Source organism: Aliiroseovarius halocynthiae (assembly GCF_007004645.1).
Lineage (GTDB): Bacteria > Pseudomonadota > Alphaproteobacteria > Rhodobacterales > Rhodobacteraceae > Aliiroseovarius > Aliiroseovarius halocynthiae.
Genome location: NZ_ML660019.1, coordinates 700,330 through 717,318 on the forward strand (window position 1 = coordinate 700,330; position 16,989 = coordinate 717,318).

General features: G+C 57.9%; 16 protein-coding genes. 8 read left to right on the forward strand and 8 right to left on the reverse strand.

Annotation, left to right across the window (positions count from 1 at the left end; genetic code table 11):
* Positions 1-117 precede the first annotated feature (117 nt).
* Positions 118-579: an Lrp/AsnC family transcriptional regulator gene (locus tag FIL88_RS03545; RefSeq protein WP_142853437.1), complete on the forward strand. Its 462-nt coding sequence runs from the start codon at positions 118-120 to the stop codon at positions 577-579.
* A gap of 91 nt (positions 580-670) precedes the next feature.
* On the opposite strand, the gene FIL88_RS03550 is transcribed toward FIL88_RS03545, so the two are convergent.
* Positions 671-1,846, reverse strand: a complete 1,176-nt coding sequence (locus tag FIL88_RS03550; protein ID WP_142852422.1) for a cytochrome P450 — start codon at positions 1,844-1,846, stop codon at positions 671-673.
* Positions 1,847-1,904: 58 nt separating this feature from the next.
* Between FIL88_RS03550 and FIL88_RS03555 the strand changes: the two genes are divergently transcribed.
* The 5 genes from FIL88_RS03555 to FIL88_RS03575 all read left to right on the forward strand — a co-directional run bounded on the left by FIL88_RS03555 (position 1,905) and on the right by FIL88_RS03575 (position 8,283).
* A complete protein-coding gene (locus FIL88_RS03555) occupies positions 1,905-3,647 on the forward strand; it encodes a sensor histidine kinase (RefSeq protein WP_142852423.1) in 1,743 nt (580 codons plus the stop codon).
* Positions 3,644-4,885 (forward strand): sigma-54-dependent transcriptional regulator, encoded by a 1,242-nt coding sequence (locus FIL88_RS03560; RefSeq protein WP_142852424.1) that lies wholly within the window; start codon positions 3,644-3,646, stop codon positions 4,883-4,885. The genes FIL88_RS03555 and FIL88_RS03560 overlap by 4 nt, the downstream gene beginning before the upstream one ends.
* A 231-nt stretch (positions 4,886-5,116) precedes the next feature.
* Positions 5,117-6,118 carry a DctP family TRAP transporter solute-binding subunit gene (locus tag FIL88_RS03565; RefSeq protein WP_142852425.1) on the forward strand — a complete coding sequence of 334 codons (1,002 nt, stop codon included), beginning with the start codon at positions 5,117-5,119 and terminating at the stop codon, positions 6,116-6,118.
* A gap of 110 nt (positions 6,119-6,228) precedes the next feature.
* On the forward strand, positions 6,229-6,888 hold the full coding sequence (locus FIL88_RS03570; protein ID WP_142852426.1) for a TRAP transporter small permease: 660 nt from the start codon (positions 6,229-6,231) through the stop codon (positions 6,886-6,888).
* A 3-nt stretch (positions 6,889-6,891) separates the two neighbouring features.
* Positions 6,892-8,283, forward strand: coding sequence for a TRAP transporter large permease (locus FIL88_RS03575; protein ID WP_142852427.1), 1,392 nt, complete (start codon positions 6,892-6,894; stop codon positions 8,281-8,283).
* A gap of 112 nt (positions 8,284-8,395) precedes the next feature.
* On the opposite strand, the gene FIL88_RS03580 is transcribed toward FIL88_RS03575, so the two are convergent.
* From FIL88_RS03580 to FIL88_RS03610, 7 genes are all read right to left on the reverse strand, one after another.
* On the reverse strand, positions 8,396-8,599 hold the full coding sequence (locus FIL88_RS03580; protein WP_142852428.1) for a YgaP family membrane protein: 204 nt from the start codon (positions 8,597-8,599) through the stop codon (positions 8,396-8,398).
* Positions 8,600-8,675: 76 nt separating this feature from the next.
* Positions 8,676-9,335: a Crp/Fnr family transcriptional regulator gene (locus tag FIL88_RS03585; protein WP_142852429.1), complete on the reverse strand. Its 660-nt coding sequence runs from the start codon at positions 9,333-9,335 to the stop codon at positions 8,676-8,678.
* A 25-nt stretch (positions 9,336-9,360) separates the two neighbouring features.
* Positions 9,361-10,233 carry a 3-hydroxyisobutyrate dehydrogenase gene (mmsB, locus tag FIL88_RS03590; RefSeq protein ID WP_142852430.1) on the reverse strand — a complete coding sequence of 291 codons (873 nt, stop codon included), beginning with the start codon at positions 10,231-10,233 and terminating at the stop codon, positions 9,361-9,363.
* Positions 10,234-10,243: 10 nt separating this feature from the next.
* Complete coding sequence (locus tag FIL88_RS03595) at positions 10,244-11,272, reverse strand: enoyl-CoA hydratase/isomerase family protein (RefSeq protein WP_142852431.1); 1,029 nt, start codon at positions 11,270-11,272, stop codon at positions 10,244-10,246.
* On the reverse strand, positions 11,272-12,423 hold the full coding sequence (locus tag FIL88_RS03600) for an acyl-CoA dehydrogenase family protein (RefSeq protein WP_142852432.1): 1,152 nt from the start codon (positions 12,421-12,423) through the stop codon (positions 11,272-11,274). The genes FIL88_RS03595 and FIL88_RS03600 overlap by 1 nt, the downstream gene beginning before the upstream one ends.
* Positions 12,424-12,561: 138 nt before the next feature.
* On the reverse strand, positions 12,562-13,695 hold the full coding sequence (locus FIL88_RS03605) for a carboxylate-amine ligase (protein WP_142852433.1): 1,134 nt from the start codon (positions 13,693-13,695) through the stop codon (positions 12,562-12,564).
* Between the two features lie 130 nt (positions 13,696-13,825).
* The gene (locus FIL88_RS03610; protein ID WP_142852434.1) at positions 13,826-15,325 is read right to left on the reverse strand and encodes a CoA-acylating methylmalonate-semialdehyde dehydrogenase; all 1,500 of its coding nucleotides are present in this window, start codon (positions 15,323-15,325) and stop codon (positions 13,826-13,828) included.
* A gap of 185 nt (positions 15,326-15,510) precedes the next feature.
* Here FIL88_RS03610 and FIL88_RS03615 point away from each other — a divergent pair, with 185 nt between their 5' ends.
* Positions 15,511-16,407, forward strand: coding sequence for a LysR family transcriptional regulator (locus FIL88_RS03615; RefSeq protein WP_246066599.1), 897 nt, complete (start codon positions 15,511-15,513; stop codon positions 16,405-16,407).
* A 92-nt stretch (positions 16,408-16,499) separates the two neighbouring features.
* Positions 16,500-16,934, forward strand: a complete 435-nt coding sequence (locus tag FIL88_RS03620) for a CBS domain-containing protein (protein ID WP_142852436.1) — start codon at positions 16,500-16,502, stop codon at positions 16,932-16,934.
* Positions 16,935-16,989 lie beyond the last annotated feature (55 nt).

Here is a 16,989-nt window from a genome sequence, read left to right on the forward strand (position 1 = left end):
CGGGATGTATATAGGACATTTTCCCCATATTCCGCGAGGTGATGCGGGAAATAAGGAATGTTGTTTCGGTTTCTGCGTCAGTTGGAACGCTTGGACCAGAAGAAGGGAAAAAGCGGAATGTCTGTTCGGCTGGATGAGATCGACCGGAAAATCCTGCGCGAGCTACAGCGCGATGCAGGGCAGTCTTTGGATGTGATTGCCAAAAAGGTGGGGTCATCTAAGACCCCTGTTTGGAACCGGATTCGTAAAATGCGCGAAGGCGGTGTAATCGGTCAAAACACCATGGTGATGGATGCCGAAAGCCTTGGGTTCGAGGCCTGCTTTTTCGTTCTGATCCGCACATCCGAGCATGAAGCCGATTGGCAAGAGAAATTCCTGGCCGCCCTGCGTGCACGCCCTGAGGTGATGGAGGCGCATCGTCTGGCAGGCGAGATTGACTATATTCTAAAGGTCCGCGTCGAGAATGCCCGCGCCTATGACGAGTTCTATCAGGCGCTGATTTCCGAGGTGAAGATCTTCAATGTCACCGCGTTGTTGTCGATGGAAGAGATCAAGTTCTCGACCGAGTTGCCGATCTGATAGGCGTTCGGTGGCTCACGTTGTGAGCCTGGAGGGGCGTTGCCCCTCTGCACTGCGTGCATTCACCCCAGGATATTTTCGACAAGAAAAGCTAGCGCTTGACGATCAGTGAGGCGAGGCCGTGGAAGTGATAGACATTTCCAAATTCTGGTGGCGCGGCGATGGTTAGGTTCGGGCAGCGGTCGAATAAGATTGGTAAAGCGTGTTTCAGCTCGAGGCGAGCAAGAGGTGCGCCGATGCAGAAATGCGCGCCTGCGCCGAAGGCGGTGTTCTGTTTGATCTGCCGTGCGGGATCGAATTGGTTGGGATTGTCCCACATGTCGGGGTCGCGATTGGCCGCGCCAAGAAGTAGTCCGATTTCATCCCCGCGTTTGAAGTCATGCCCGTAAAGCGTTGTATCTTCATAGACATGGCGCGTGAACATATGCAGTGGCGGATCGTAGCGAAGCGTTTCTTCGATGGTTGCGTCGATGGCGTCTGGGCTTAGTGCGGTGGTGGGCGTGTTCTGTTCCAAGAGCGTTTTTACGGCGATGGCCATGGCGTGCACGGTGGCTTCGTGACCTGCATTCAACAGCAGGATACAGGTCGAAATCAGTTCGTCTGTAGACAGTTTTTCGCCTTCTTCTTCGGCTTGAATTAGCTCGGTGATCAGGTCGTCGCGGGGATCGCCACGGCGTTGGTCCACATAGTCGCGCATGAAGGCCACGAAGGCCTCGGTTGCAGCAATGGCCTCGTCTTCGACTGCACGGGTTCGGCGCGCTTGGTACATCGAGACCATGGCGTTCGACCAGTGCAACAGGTCATCGGCGCGCTCTTCGGGCACGCCAAGTAAGCGGCAGATGATGATCACCGGGATGCGGGTGGCGAAAGTGGGTAAGAGGTCGAACTCGCCTTCTGGAAAGGCGTCGATTAAGTCATGGGTCAGGACCTCGATTTCGGGGCCGAGTGTTGCAATCCGGCGCGACGTGAAGGCCCGCAGAACCAGCTTGCGCAGGCGTGTATGACGGGGGGCTTCCAGTTCCAGCATGGAATGGGCTTCGACCGCATAGAACGGGGCCAGATGATCGGGGAACGGGCGGGGTTCGACGGGCTCCCGGCCAAAGCGGCGATCCCGTAGCAAAGCGTTTACGGCCCGGAAACTAGCTGCCATCGGCAGTTCGTAGTCGTCCCAAAAGAACAGATCCCCATGGCTGCGGGCGCGGTCATAGAACGCATAGGGGTTTTGAGTGAATTCGGGTTCGGTCGGGGATTGGGTCAGTCGCTTCATGGGCGCATGTTCCTTAAACCCGCTGGTCAATGCAAGAGCCGTTTCCTATGCTGCCCTTATGTTGCGGTTTCTGCATACGAAATGGATTTTTCCCTTTCTTCTCGGGACGCTGGTCATCAGCGCCAGCGTCTGGGCCGTGGCGTGGCGCGCAGCCTTGCAGCCATTGGCGGACCAAGCCTCGTCCGAGCTTGAGCTGGCTTCGGACCAATTGACCCGGCATCTTTTTCGCTATCGCGAACTGGCAGTGGTGCTGGCGCGACATCCGGTGTTGAACGCACGTTTGACCGGCGAGTCGCCATCACCGCAAGAGGCTGACAGCCTGCTTCAGGCGATGGCCGATATGACCGGTGCGTATCAGCTGTTGCTGGTGGATCACACCGGGCGTGTCATGGGGGCGTCACATCGAACTGGTGTGCGGTTGGATCCGACCACCCCATTAATTTATCGCGCGCTGACCGGTGCGCTGGGCGTCGAGGCAAAGTTCCAGCCATTAGACAATGGGGGAATGCGTCGGGTGTATTCGTTTGCGGCCCCGGTAATGGGCGAACGGGGGCGGCATAAGGGCGTTGTGGTCGCCCGCACGGATCTGTTGGACTTTGAAGAGAACTGGCCATCGACGGCATCGGCATTGTTTTTCACGCTGAATAGCGAGCGTGTTTTCGTCTCGAACCGGTTGGATCTGGTCAGTGTGGCCCGCCCGGCCGAAAGGTTCCTGAACAGCAGCGCAAGTCACTGGACGGGGCACGAGGTCTGGACGGTCGAGGCCGGGCCGTATTTGCCGGATCGTGCCCTGCATCTGATGCGCGATTTGTCCACGGTTGGATTAAGTGGTGAGATCTTGTTGGATACCGCACCCGCCGAGCGCAGCGCGGCCTTGTTGGCTGCCATTTCTGCGGCGATCTGCCTTGGTGTCGGAGGGCTGTTGTTGGCTGTGGGCGAACGCCGCCGTGCATTGGATGAAAAACTGCGGATCGAGGCGGCCGCCAATGCGCGGCTCGAGGCACGGGTTGCCGAACGCACGCAGGCCTTATCGACCGCCAACGCGGATCTTCAGCGCGAGAACCGTGAACGGCGCGAGGCTGAAGCGGCACTGAAAAAGGCGCAAGATGATCTGGTGCAGGCTGGGAAGCTGTCGGCTCTTGGTCAGATGTCTGCGGGCATCAGTCACGAGTTGAACCAGCCCTTGATGGCGATACGGAGTTTTTCCGAGAACGCTACATTGTTTCTGGAACGCGGGCAGGAAGCTCAGGCAGGGCAAAACCTGACCCGGATTTCCGAGCTGGCACACCGCATGGGGCGGATCATCAAGAACCTGCGTGCTTTTTCGCGCAACGAAGCCGAGCCGATGGGAAAGGTTGACTTGGGGCATGTGGTGTCGACTGCGGTAGAGCTGACGGAACCACGGTTGAAGGCAGACCGGATTGCCTTGGAATGGGCACCACCGCGCACTCCTGTTTTTGCCACGGCGGGCGAGGTTCGGTTGTCGCAGGTGTTTGTCAACCTGATCAACAATGCAGCGGATGCGATGATGGATCAGGAAGAGCGCCTGATTCAGATCACAATTAGCGCGAGCGATACGCTGTCTGCGACCGTGCGCGACACGGGGCCGGGCATCAAAGATCCTGACCGAATTTTCGAACCCTTCTTTTCCACCAAGCAGGTGGGGCAGGATGGCATGGGGCTTGGCTTGTCGATCTCTTATGGTCTGGTGCAAAGCTTCGGGGGCGACATTCGGGGGCGCAATTGTAAGAACGGGGCGATGTTCACGGTCGAACTGCCCTATTGGAAGGATGCGGAATGACACAAACTGTGTTGTTGGTGGATGACGACATGATGGTGCGTGAGGCACTGGGGCAGTCGCTGGAATTGAACGGGCTTTGCGTGATCGCGGCTGGCAGTTATGTCGAGGCAAAGGATCATCTTCTTGCGGATTTCCCGGGGGTTGTGCTGTCGGATATTCGCATGCCGGGTAAGGATGGTTTTGCGCTGTTAAGCCATGCACAGGCTGTGGATGCAGAACTGCCTGTGATCCTGCTGACCGGGGAAGGGGATGTCCCCACAGCCGTGCGCGGCATGTCGGAAGGGGCATTTGATTTTCTGGAAAAACCTTGTGACCCCAAGACCTTGCTGTCTGTGATCGGGCGCGCATTGCAAACACGGCGCTTGGTGTTGGAAAACCGGGCACTGAAGGCAAAGGCAAAGATCGGAGACGCCGCAGCAAGGCTTTTGATCGGGGAAAGCATGCTTGCAGACGAGTTGCGCGCGCAGGTTCGGGCTGCAGCATCGACCAAGGCCGAGGTGCTGATTTGTGGCGAGCCGGGGTCGGGCACGTCCAAGGTGGCAGAGGTGTTGCATTTGCTTTCGGGCGACGCCACGCGGCCTTTTGTGAAACTGGCGGCGTCAGGTTTGACGGGCGAGGCTTTGCTGGCCGGTGTTGCGCGTGCCGAAGGTGGGACGTTGTTTCTGGACGAGGTCGGAGCGCTGGATGGGGCTGTGCAGTTTCAGCTGCTAGAGATGCTCGAGCACCCCGGAAACTGGCGTATGGTTGCGGGCAGCTATCGGGATCTGGATGCCGAGCAAGCCAACGGGCGTTTCAATGCCGACCTTTTTTACAAGTTGGATCTTCTGCGTATCCGCATTCCGGCGCTGCGTGAACGGAAAGACGATATTCCGCTGCTCTTCCGGCATTATGTCTCGATCTCGTCGGAACAGGCCGCCTTGACCCCGCCCGAGATTGGGCAAGACATCATTGCACAGCTTATGGCGCAGGATTGGCCCGGCAATGCGCGTGCTTTGATGAACGCGGCGATGCGTTTCTCTATGGGGTTGGGGCTGTCGCAGATGGACAGCGCGACGGACGATGGCGGGTTGGGTCTGGCCGAACAGATGGCGCAGGTGGAACGGTCGTTGTTGATGGACGCGTTGAAGCGGCATTCGGGCGCTGCGACGGCGGCTGCGAAAGAGCTGAAATTGCCGCGCAAGACGTTTTACGACAAGCTGACCCGCCACGGGATTCGGCCTGAAGCGTTTCGCGACTAAGTGTGCGGATATCCGCACATTAGGCGTGCGGATCTGTGTGGGAATCCGCCCACTTGACGTCGCGGGGCCATTTCCATTCTGCCTAACTTGTCGGCAGTGCGCTGAAAAATAACATGAAATTTAACCGTTAGCGCAATCTGCCTGTCTCCCCTTGGCGCTGTCACATTCCCGTGACCCTATTGGACAGTTGCCCGCATTCGGGCCAATTCTATCTGTCTGGGAGGACAAGCTATGAAATTTCTGACCGTTGCGGCCTCGGCTCTGGCCATCGCGACCTCTGTCACCACCGCGCAGGCAGCGTGCGACGAAGGCGAGATCGTCATCAAGTTCAGCCACGTGACCAACACCGACAAGCACCCCAAAGGGATTGCGGCCTCGCTCTTGGAACAGCGCGTCAATGACGAGATGAACGGCAAGGCCTGTATGGAGGTCTACCCGAACTCGACACTTTATAACGACAACCAGGTTCTGGAAGCGATGCTGCAAGGAGACGTGCAGATGGCTGCGCCGTCGCTGTCGAAATTCGAAGCCTTCACCAAGCAATTCCGCATCTTTGATCTGCCCTTCATGTTCAAAAACATGGACGCTGTGGATGCATTCCAGCAGTCGGAAACTGGTCAGGCGATGAAAGAGTCGATGACCCGCCGTGGCCTTCTGGGTCTGGCTTTCTGGCACAATGGCTTGAAGCAGTTTTCGGCCAACAAGCCGCTTGAGCTGCCGACTGACGCTGCTGGCTTGAAATTCCGCGTTCAGACCTCGGACGTTCTGGTTGCCCAGATGGAAGCAATCGGCGCATCGCCGCAGCCGATGGCGTTCTCGGAAGTTTACGGCGCGCTGCAGCAGAAGGTTGTGGACGGTCAGGAAAACACCTGGTCGAACATCTATGGCAAGAAGTTCTTCGAAGTGCAGGACGGCACCACCGAAACCAACCATGGCATCATCGACTATCTGGTCGTAACGAATGTGGACTGGTGGGAAGGTCTGCCCGCAGATGTGCGTGACCAACTGTCCACCATCATGAAAGAAGTCACCATGACCCGCAACGGCGAAGCCTTCGCAGTGAACGAAGCTGCCAAGCAAGCCGTGATCGATGCCGGCGGCGTTGTACGTCAGTTGACCGATGAACAACGTACCGCATGGGTTGAGGCCATGAAGCCAGTGTGGACTCAGTTCGAAGGTGATGTGGGCGCGGAAAACATCGCAGAAGCCCAGAAAATCAACGGCATGCACTAAGCATATCGGTCGGGGCGGGCAGTGGTCTGCCCCGACACCTCTTTCCACCGGCCCGGCCAGGCGTGATCCGCACTGTGCCGCGCGGCCCATCCTTCTGGAGAGGGACCACCATGAGTTCCAATACACATAATACCGAGGGTTTCGAGGAGACGGCGATTGCGTTGCTTCTTGGCCTGATGGTGATGATTACATTCGTGAACGTAGTTATGCGCTACGTGTTCAACAGCGCAATTATCTGGGGGCTGGAAGTCACCCTGATCCTGTTTGCCTGGCTTGTGTTGTTCGGCGTCAGTTATGGCGTGAAGGTCACGGCCCATCTTGGGGTCGATGCGCTGACCAATATGCTTCCAGCACGCACCCGCAGGGTTGTCGCGTTGATCGCCGCAGCGGTTTGCATCGTCTATGCCTTTCTGCTGATGAAAGGGGCATGGGATTACTGGGCGCCCTATGCTGCCCTTGACCGAACTTCGGGACGTTGGTTCCCCACCGGCTTTGAAAAAACCCGCGATCAGGCGTGGTACATCACCGATCAGGTGCCGATGCCCGAAATCCTGCGCTTTCTGGAAGGGCTGATCAATCAGGGCGAGACCTATGACAAGCTGCCTCGTGTTGTGCCCTATACCATTCTGCCTGTCGGGGTTGGATTGCTTCTTTTTCGGTTCGTGCAGGCCACAATGCGCATTTGGCGCGGCCAGCAGGATGCCCTGATCGTAAGCCACGAGGTCGAGGACGAAATCGACCAGCTTAAAGACCATCAGTGGGAGGAGTAACCCATGGACGTCATCTTCCTCTTTGCCATGGTCATTGGCCTTCTGATGATCGGTGTGCCGATCGCGGTTGCGCTGGGTATGAGCTCGATCACCTTTCTTCTGCTCTTCTCGGAAACGTCGCTGGCCTCGGTCGCGCAGAGTTTCTATCAGGCGCAGGCCGGGCACTACACGCTGCTTGCGATCCCGTTCTTCATTCTGGCCTCAAGCTTCATGTCGACGGGCGGGGTGGCAGCACGGATCATCCGGTTCTCGATCGCTTGTGTGGGACACTTCCGGGGCGGTTTGGCGATTGCGGGCGTCTTTGCCTGTATGCTGTTTGCTGCACTGTCCGGCTCGTCTCCGGCAACCGTTGTTGCCATCGGGACAATCGTCATCGCGGCGATGCGTCAGGTGGGATACACCAAGGACTTCGCCGCGGGCGTGATCTGTAACGCCGGTACGCTGGGCATCCTGATCCCGCCGTCGATTGTGATGGTGGTCTATGCTTCGGCCGTTGAAGTCTCGGTCGGTCGTATGTTCCTGGCAGGTGTGATTCCCGGCCTTATGGCGGGCTTTATGCTGATGGTTGCCATCTATGTGATCGCCACGATCAAGGACATGCCCAAGGGCGAGTTCGCTGGCTGGCGCGAGATCCTGTCCAGTTTCTCGGACGCGCTGTGGGGCTTGCTTCTGATCGTGATCATCATGGTCGGTATCTATGGCATTCCCGGTGTGACCGGTGCGCTGTTCACGCCGACGGAAGCGGCTGCTGTGGCATCCGTCTATGCTTTCATCGTGGCGTGTTTCGTGTATCGCGACATGGGGCCGCTGGCGGACGCGGGCGAGGGTAAAAAGACCCTGCTGCAGAAGCCTCAGGCGTTGATCACCGCGTTCTTCCACAAGGACACACGCGGCACCCTGTTCGAGGCTGGTCGCCTGACCATCACGCTGATGTTCATCATCGCCAACGCGCTGATCCTGAAACACGTCCTGACCGACGAACAAATTCCGCAGCAGATCGCCAATGCGATGCTGTCGGCGGGCTTTGGTAAGATCATGTTCTTGATCATCGTGAATGTGATCCTGCTGATCGGTGGTCAGTTCATGGAACCTTCGGGCCTGATCGTGATCGTAGCGCCGCTTGTGTTTCCGATTGCTATCGAACTGGGCGTTGACCCGATCCACCTTGGCATCATCATGGTGGTGAATATGGAAATCGGGATGATCACGCCACCTGTGGGTCTGAACCTGTTCGTGACGTCGGGCGTGGCAGGGATGCCGATGATGAAGGTTGTGAAGGCCGCAGCACCGTTCCTGGCTGTGCTCTTCGTCTTCCTGATCCTGATCACCTATGTGCCCTTCCTGTCTACATGGTTGCCAACCATGCTGATGGGGCCAGAGATCATCACGAAATAAATCGGGGCAGCGTTGCGCTGCCCCTTCGAAACAACAGCGCCGGGCCTTTTGGGGCCCGGCGTATACTATTCTACTCGCTACCTATTCCGGTATAGACCGCATTGGTTGCGAATTACTGAACGTTATTTTTCAGTTTGCAGGTATTGATGCCCAATAGGGTGTAAAGCCCGCAAAATCCCAATGCGCCTGTTGCCAGAGGTACGATACCGATCAGCGCCCAGATCGGGCCGCCTGCGAAAAAGTACCATCCCAACAGGGCAAGACCGATAATTATGCGTGCAATGCGATCCAGATGACCTGCGTTTTTCTTGAGCATGATGAACTCCTTTCATTTTCTAATCCGACACTAGGTCCATTAGGTTCGAAAGCTATGTGACGTGGTCACACAGACGCTAAAATGCCGCACCCTGCACAAGTTCATTCAGAGCCGACCGGTCCAGGATGATCACGACGCCGCGCTCATGTGCCACCGATCCTGACTGCGCCATCTTGTCCAACCTGCGCGAGATCACTTCGCGCGCAGTTCCAATCGCCGTCGCCATTTCGGCCTGCGTCATGTGCAAACAGCCATCCGGGCCAGAGCGATCCAGAATAAGGGCAGCCAATCTGGCCTCGACCGTCATGAAGGATACGTTTTCGATCAATTGCATCATGGATTGCATCCGTTCGGCAAATGCGCCGAAAACCAGACGTCGAAATCCGGGTGAGCTGTCCAAGAGCGCAAAGAACACGTCGCGCGGGATCAGAACAAGGCGGGCAAGGGTCTCGGCTGTGGCTTCGGCCGTGTAGGCGTCGCCACCCAACAGGCCCAGCGTGGACTGGATGCAGCTTTGTCCCGGCGCCACGCGATACAGCAGAATATCGCGTCCGTTGGGACCGATCAGATTTACGTCGACCTGCCCAGAGAGCATGACGACATAGCCTTTCACGGCTTCGCCGGGGCAGAACAGGATGGTCCCTTTGGGGACCTCCATCGGGGTAAGCGTGTCCAGAAGTGCGCGGGCTGGGGCGTCCAGCCCGGCAATCTCATCGGTGTGTTTGGTCCAACTCATATGCGCAAGCTAGACTGAACGCGCCTTAGCTGCGACCGCGTTTTTCAAACCGCGGCAACATGGCCGAGAAATCCATGCCCAGACCGCCTTCGTTCTCGACGAATTGCTTATAAAGGTCTGTCGCGGCCTGACCCATTGGAGTGTCCGCATCTGCGGCCTCGGCGGCTTGCTGGCTTAGACGCAGATCCTTCAGCATCAACTCGGCTGCAAAACCGGGTTGATAGTCATTGTCGGCAGGCGATGCAGGGCCAACACCCGGTGCAGGGCAATAGGCATTCATCGTCCAGCTATAGCCCGACGAGGTCGACACAACATCGAACATCTTCTGACGGTCCAGTCCCAGTTTGTCGGCCAGCGCAAACGCCTCGCAAGTGCCGATCATGGTGATGCCAAGGATCATGTTGTTGCAGATCTTGGCGGCTTGACCAGCGCCGCTGTCGCCACAATGCACGGCTTTCTGGCCCATAATGTCAAACAAGGGATCGGCTTTCGCAAAAGCATCAGCCGAGCCGCCCGCCATGAAGGTCAATGTGCCGCCAGAAGCCCCACCGACACCGCCTGATACAGGTGCGTCGACAGGCAGAAGGCCTGCGGCAGTGGCCTGTTCAGCCACAGCGCGCGCGCTTTCCACGTCCACGGTCGAGCAGTCGACAAAGGCTGCGCCCTTGTCCATCGCGGGGACGATTTCATTGGCGACGGCACGCAAGATCTGGCCGTTGGGCAGCATGGTTACAACCACGTCTTTGCCTGCCGCTGCTTCGGCACCTGATGCAGCCAGCGCCACGCCGTCGATCTCGACCGGAGCCATGTCAAACCCGGTGACCTCGTGACCGGCCTTGGCCAAGTTTGCAGCCATCGGGCCACCCATGTTGCCCAGTCCGATAAATCCGATTTTCATGAGCTTCTCCCTAGAATGTCAGTTGCTTGTCGCCCAAGGGGGCCAGCATGTGCTCGACCTCGGCTTGGGGCAGGTTGTCCATATCGTATTCCCAGTTCGGGTTGCGATCCTTGTCGATCACGGCGGCGCGAATGCCTTCGACCAGATCGGAATGTTCCAGCGCACGATAGACGAACCGGTATTCCAATTCGAGCGATGCGCGCACGTCACGCGTTCCCGCCATCCGATGCAGCATCTCGACCGTGCAGGCCATCGACAGGGGCGAGTTTCGGCCCAGAAGCTCTAGCGTGTTCTCGGAAAACTGGCTGTCCTCAGCGCGAAGCGAAGTGACAATCTCGCCCAGACTGCCGCCACCGAAATGGGCGTCGATCATCGGCTGCATGGCCGACAGGTTGCCGGGAATAGGTGGGACCTGTGCTTCGTCGATGTGGTTGGGGTCGCCGGTGCGGATCAGGTCCACCTTCAGCGCGTCCCATTCGGTTTGGGGGATCACATAATCGGCAAAGCCTGCGTGGATCGCATCGCCCGGCGCCAAACGTGCGCCGGTCATGCCGATATATTCGCCCAGTCTGCCCGGCGCATGGGCCAGGATCATTGATCCGCCCACATCCGGCACCAGCCCGATCCCGCATTCCGGCATCGCCATGCGCGAGGATCGCGCCATGATCCGGTGCGAGCCGTGACAGCCCACGCCGACGCCGCCACCCATGGTGAAGCCTTGCATGAAGCTGACCACGGGTTTGGGGAATTCAAACAGGCGCGCGTTCATACGGTATTCATCGCGCCAGAATTCCTGTGCGCGGGTGTGATCGCCCGATAGGCCGATCTCGTAAATTTCGCGGATGTCACCTCCGGCACAGAAGGCACGATCACCCTCGGCGTCGATCAGAATCAGCGCCACGTCGTCATCACCAGCCCATTTGATCAGGGCCGCGTCGATCTCAAGACACATGTCATAGCTAAGAGCGTTCAGCGCATCCGGGCGGGTCAACGTGATCCGCCCCGCTTTGCCTTCTTTACGGATAGAGATGTCAGACATTAGCCGCGGTCACGCTCGGCCAACAGTTGACGGCCCACGATCAGGCGCATGATCTCGTTCGTGCCTTCCAGAATCTGGTGCACACGCAGGTCACGCACGATCTTCTCGATGCCGTAATCGGACAGATAGCCATAGCCGCCATGCAGTTGCAGACAGCCATTGGCGACCTCGAAGGACGCATCCGTCACCATCAGCTTGGCCATCGCGCAGAACTTGGACGCATCATGCGCGCCATTGTCCAGCTTCCACGCTGCCTGACGCAGGAAGGTGCGCGCGGCTTGAAGCTTGGTCTCATACTCGGCCAGACGGAATTGCAGCGCTTGGAACTGGTCAATGGTTTTGCCAAACGCCTTACGTTCGCCCATATATTGCAGGGTCAGATCCAGAGCTTTCTGTGCTCCGCCAAGAGCACCGGCAGAGATATTCAGACGTCCACCGTCCAGACCTGCCATAGCATAGACAAAGCCTTTGCCTTCTTCACCCAGCAGATTCTCATGCGGCACGGTACAATCGTCGAATTGCACCTGAGAGGTCGGCTGCGCTTTCCACCCCATCTTACGTTCATTCGCGCCAAAGCTCAGACCCTGCGTGCCAGCTTCGACGATCACGGTCGAAATGCCTTTGGGGCCGTCTTCGCCAGTGCGGCACATGGTGACGTACACGTCTGAATAGTTGCCGCCCGAGATGAAGGCCTTGTTACCGTTCAACACGTATCCTTCGTTGGTTTTTTCGGCGCGAGCCTTCAGCGCGGCTGCGTCCGATCCCGAGCCCGGTTCGGTCAAGCAATAGCTGAACACTTTCTCCATTGAGCAGAGCGCCGGAAGCCACTTTTGCTTGTCTTCTTCCTTACCGAATTTGTCGATCATGCCGCCACACATGTTGTGGATCGACAAGAAAGACCCAATTGCCGGATCGGCCATGGCAAGCGCTTCGAAAATCAGCGTGGCATCAAGGCGCGATAGGCCAGACCCGCCGTATTCTTCAGAGACATAGATGCCGCCAAACCCAAGCTCGGCGAGCTGCGGCCACAGCTCTTTCGGGATGGTGCCTTCGGCCTCCCACTTCTCGGAATTGGGTGCGATATTTTCTTCGCCAAAGCTTTTTGCCATGTCGAAAATGAGGGTCTGTTCCTCGGTCAGCGCGAAATCCATCTGGTCCTCCCGTCCACGTGTCTGGGCGTAACTTAGGGCGCAATCCTTACAGGAGTTTTTCAGGCCCTGTAACCTTCCGCCGTATCCTAAGAATTATCCGGGTCTAACCCATCGAAAAACCACGTAGAAATACTGTGTCTATAGCCCATCATGGAACGCGTCGACCAGATGACGAACCACGTCGCGCAACGCTTCTTCTTTCGGTTTTTCAGCCTGAAGGCTGTCATGAAAGACGGCACGTTGACGGTCGGAAGCGGTGCCGCCTGACAGAATGGTGCGGGCGTGTTCGACCTCGGCCTGACAGCCCAAGACTTCCGCGTCCTCGGCAGTCAATTCGATCATCTCGTCCAGCAAGGCGTCAAAGCCCACGATCTCGCCCTGACCGAAGTCGATTAAGCCGCCCGTCACACCATAGCGCTGGGCGCGCCAGCGGTTTTCGCCGACAAGGAAATTATCGTACATCCGCCAGCGTTGGTTCTTGGCTTTCAAACGCCATAGCATGCGCGTCAAACATTGGATCAATGCGGCCAGCGACAGCGTGTCTTCCATGCGCGGCTGTACATCGCAAATCCGCGCCTCGATGGTTGGGAAGCGGGCTGATGGGCGCAGATCCCACCAGATTTTCGAACTGTCTTCGATCACTCCGATATCCACCAGCGCCTGAACCGAGCGTTCATATTCTGACCAGCTTCCAAGCTGCGGGGGCAATCCGGTGCGGGGCAGGTTGTCAAACACGGTCAACCGGTACGAGGCCAATCCCGTGTCTTCCCCCTGCCAAAAAGGAGAGCTGGCGGACATCGCCAGCAGATGCGGCAGGAAATAGGTCAACTGATTTACAAGGTCGATCCGCGTGTCTGGATCGGGGATGCCCACATGCACATGCATCCCGCAAATCAACATGCGCCGCACCACGCCCGCCAGATCCCGGCGCAGGTCATTATAGCGATCCTTGTCTACGTGATGTTGATCTTTCCAATCTGCGAATGGATGGCACGAGGCCGCAATCGGGGCCAGGCCATAAATCTTCGCATTCTTTGAAACACAGGCGCGCAGCCGTTTCAGATCGTCGCGGGCTTCGGATACATCTGCGCAAACGCGGGTTCCGATCTCGATCTGGCATTGCAGATATTCAGGGCTGACTTGGCCCTCCAACTCGGCGCGGCAGGCCTCCATCATCTCATCTGGGGCTTCGCGCAGGGCAAGGCTGTCGCGATCGATCAACAGGTATTCTTCCTCGATCCCGATCGAGAATGTGGGGGCTTGTCGGGCCATGGCCTGTCCTCCTGTCTGCATCGCGCAAGACCACTTTGGCAAGAGAATGTCGAATGGACAAGCGGGCAGGCCTGAAACGAAAAACGCCCCGGCGGAGGGCCGGGGCGTTTCGTGAAAACCAAATCAGGTCTTAGTCCATGGCTTTGAAGTTGAACTCGCCACCTTCTTTGATGCCCGACGGCCAGCGCTGGGTCACGGTCTTGGTGCGCGTGTAGAACTTGAACGCGTCCGGGCCGTGTTGGTTCAGGTCGCCAAAGCCCGACTTCTTCCATCCGCCGAAAGTGTGATAGGCCAGCGGAACCGGGATCGGAACGTTGATGCCGACCATGCCGATATTGATCCGGTTGGCGAAATCACGTGCGGTGTCACCATCACGGGTGAAGATCGCGGTGCCGTTGCCGTATTCGTGATCCATGGCGTGGCCGATGGCTTCCTCATAGCTTTCAGCGCGCACCATCGACAGAACAGGGCCAAAGATTTCCTGCTTGTAGATGTCCATATCGGTGGTGACGTTGTCGAAAAGGTGCGGGCCAACAAAGAAGCCGTCCTCATAGCCCTGAAGACTGAAGTCGCGGTTGTCGACAACCAGATCAGCACCCTGTTCTACGCCCGAGTTGATCAGGCGCAGGATGTTTTCCTTGGCAGCCGAGGTCACAACGGGGCCGTAATCCACGTCATCGCCTGCGGTGTAAGGTGCGACTTTCAGCTTTTCAATGCGCGGCACAAGGGCGTCACGCAGCTTGTCAGCGGTTTCGTTACCCACTGGCACAGCAACCGAGATCGCCATGCAGCGCTCGCCAGCTGCGCCGAAACCAGCACCGATCAGCGCGTCTGCCGCCTGTTCGATATCGGCGTCGGGCATGATGATCATGTGGTTTTTCGCACCGCCGAAGCACTGTGCGCGTTTGCCGTTGGCGGTAGCACGCGAGTAGATGTAATGCGCAATCGGGGTAGAACCGACGAAGGCAACGCCCTGAATGGTTTCGTTGTCCAGAATGGCATCAACCGAGTCTTTGTCGCCGTTCACGACCTGCAGTACGCCATCGGGCAGGCCAGCTTCTTTGCACAGCTGGGCCAGCATCAGTGGAACCGAGGGGTCGCGCTCGGACGGTTTCAGGATCATCGCGTTGCCTGCGGCCAGTGCCGGACCCATGCCCCACAGTGGGATCATGGCAGGGAAGTTGAAGGGCGTGATCGACGCCACAACGCCCAAAGGCTGACGCATGGAATACATGTCGATACCGGGGCCAGCGGAGTCGGTGAATTCGCCCTTCATCATCTGGGCTGCACCGATGCAGTATTCGATCACTTCCAGACCACGCTGAACGTCGCCTTTTGCGTCGGGGATGGTTTTGCCATGCTCGCGCGACAGGGCTTCAGCCAGCTTGTCCATGTCACGGTTCAGAAGGCCAACCAGCGCCATCATCACACGGCCGCGTTTTTGCGGGTTGGTTGCGCCCCAAGCTTTCTGGGCTTCGGCGGCTTTGGCGACGGCGTCGTCCAGCTCGGCTTTGGTGGCCAGGGCAACCTGTGCCTGTACTTCGCCGGTGGCGGGGTTAAAGACGTCGGCAGTGCGGCCGGACGTCCCGTCGACCATCTGGCCGTTGATCCAGTGTCCAAGTTTCTGCATGGTAGTTCTCCCATTATTCGGGGGCAGGATAGTCTTGCAGAATTGCCGGGAAAAGGGGTAGTTTTCCAAAAGCGTTTTGCAATTTTGCAAGATGCGGGCGCGGGGACGAGATGTGGCAGGGGCTTCGCCCCTCGGCCTTACGGCCTCACCCCAGGATATTTGAAACAAGAAAAAGAGGGGCGGCTTTGGACTGGGATGATCTGAAAGTGTTTCTTGCGGTGGCGCGCGGGGAAAGCCTGTCGCGTGCTGGGCGTGTGTTGAAGCGGGATGCAGCAACCGTTGGGCGGCGGGTGTCCAAGCTTGAGGCGGATCTTGGGCTGCCGTTGTTCACGAAATCTCCGCAAGGATATGCGCTGACGGATGCTGGGTTGCGGCTGATGGCCCATGCCGAGCGCGTTGAACAGGCGGTGATGTCCGGTGTGGACGAGCTGGCAGGGCAGTCAGGGCAATTGTCTGGGCAGGTGCGGATCGGGGCGACAGATGGGGTGGCCAGCTTCATCCTGCCGCAGGTCTGTGCTGCCATTCAGCGCGATCATCCTGAGTTGGAGTTGCAGATCGTCGCGCTTCCGCGTGTGATCAACCTGTCCAAGCGCGAGGCCGATATGGCGATCACGGTGTCGCCACCGCAGACGGGCCGGATCACAGTGCAGAAAATTACAGACTATCATCTTCATCTTGCGGCGACGCATGATTATCTGGCGCAAGCATCGCCTTTGGACAGTTTGGCTGATCTGCGCAATCACCCGGTGGTGGGATATATTCAGGATATGATTTCCTATCCTGAGCTGGATTTCCTTGAGGATCTGGGGGTCGAAAAAACGGCCTTGGCATCTAACCTTGTGTCGGTGCAGCTGGGACTTGTGAAGCAAGGTGGTGGCGTGGGCGTTACGCATGACTTCATTTTGCCCTCGGCACCCGAATTGAAGCGGGTTCTGATCGATGAGCTTTCGATCCGGCGCTCGTTTTATCTGGTGCGCCATGAAGGCGATGCACGCATGGAGCGGTTCGCGCGGGTGGGGGAAGAGCTATTGCGCGGAATTCGGGACGAGGTGGCCCGCCTGGAAGGAATGGTCCGGGATTAGTGCTGCAAGTGCAAAGAGTTCTTGACATTTTGTTGCGCGAAAGGCGACGCTGGGGACAGAAAAATACAATACATTCAGACAGGAGGGCACCCATGCTCATTCACCAGATCCTCAAAGACAAAAACCTCGAGGGTGTTGCGACGGTCAAGCCGGGTAGCAAGGTGGCGGCCGCAGCACAGCTTCTGTCCGAGAAAAAAATTGGTGCGGTGATCGTGTCTAACGATGGGGTTCATCCGGCGGGCATCCTGTCCGAGCGTGACATTGTATCCGAGCTGGGTAAAGTCGGCACGGGCTGTCTGGATCAGCCGGTGGATGACCTGATGACTGCGAAGCTGATTACCTGCGCGCCGGGCGACCGAGCCATTCAGGTGCTGCAAACCATGACCGAGGGCCGTTTCCGCCACATGCCGGTGATGGAAGGTGACGAGATGGTTGGTTTGGTGTCTATCGGCGACGTGGTCAAAGCCCGTTTGGAAGAGCTGTCCCAGCAGGCGGATGCGCTGAAAAACATGATTATGGGCTACTAGATCTTGGACCCGCGTTTCGGGTTTGCCTTTCGCTTGTGTCTTAAGCCAAGCTCGG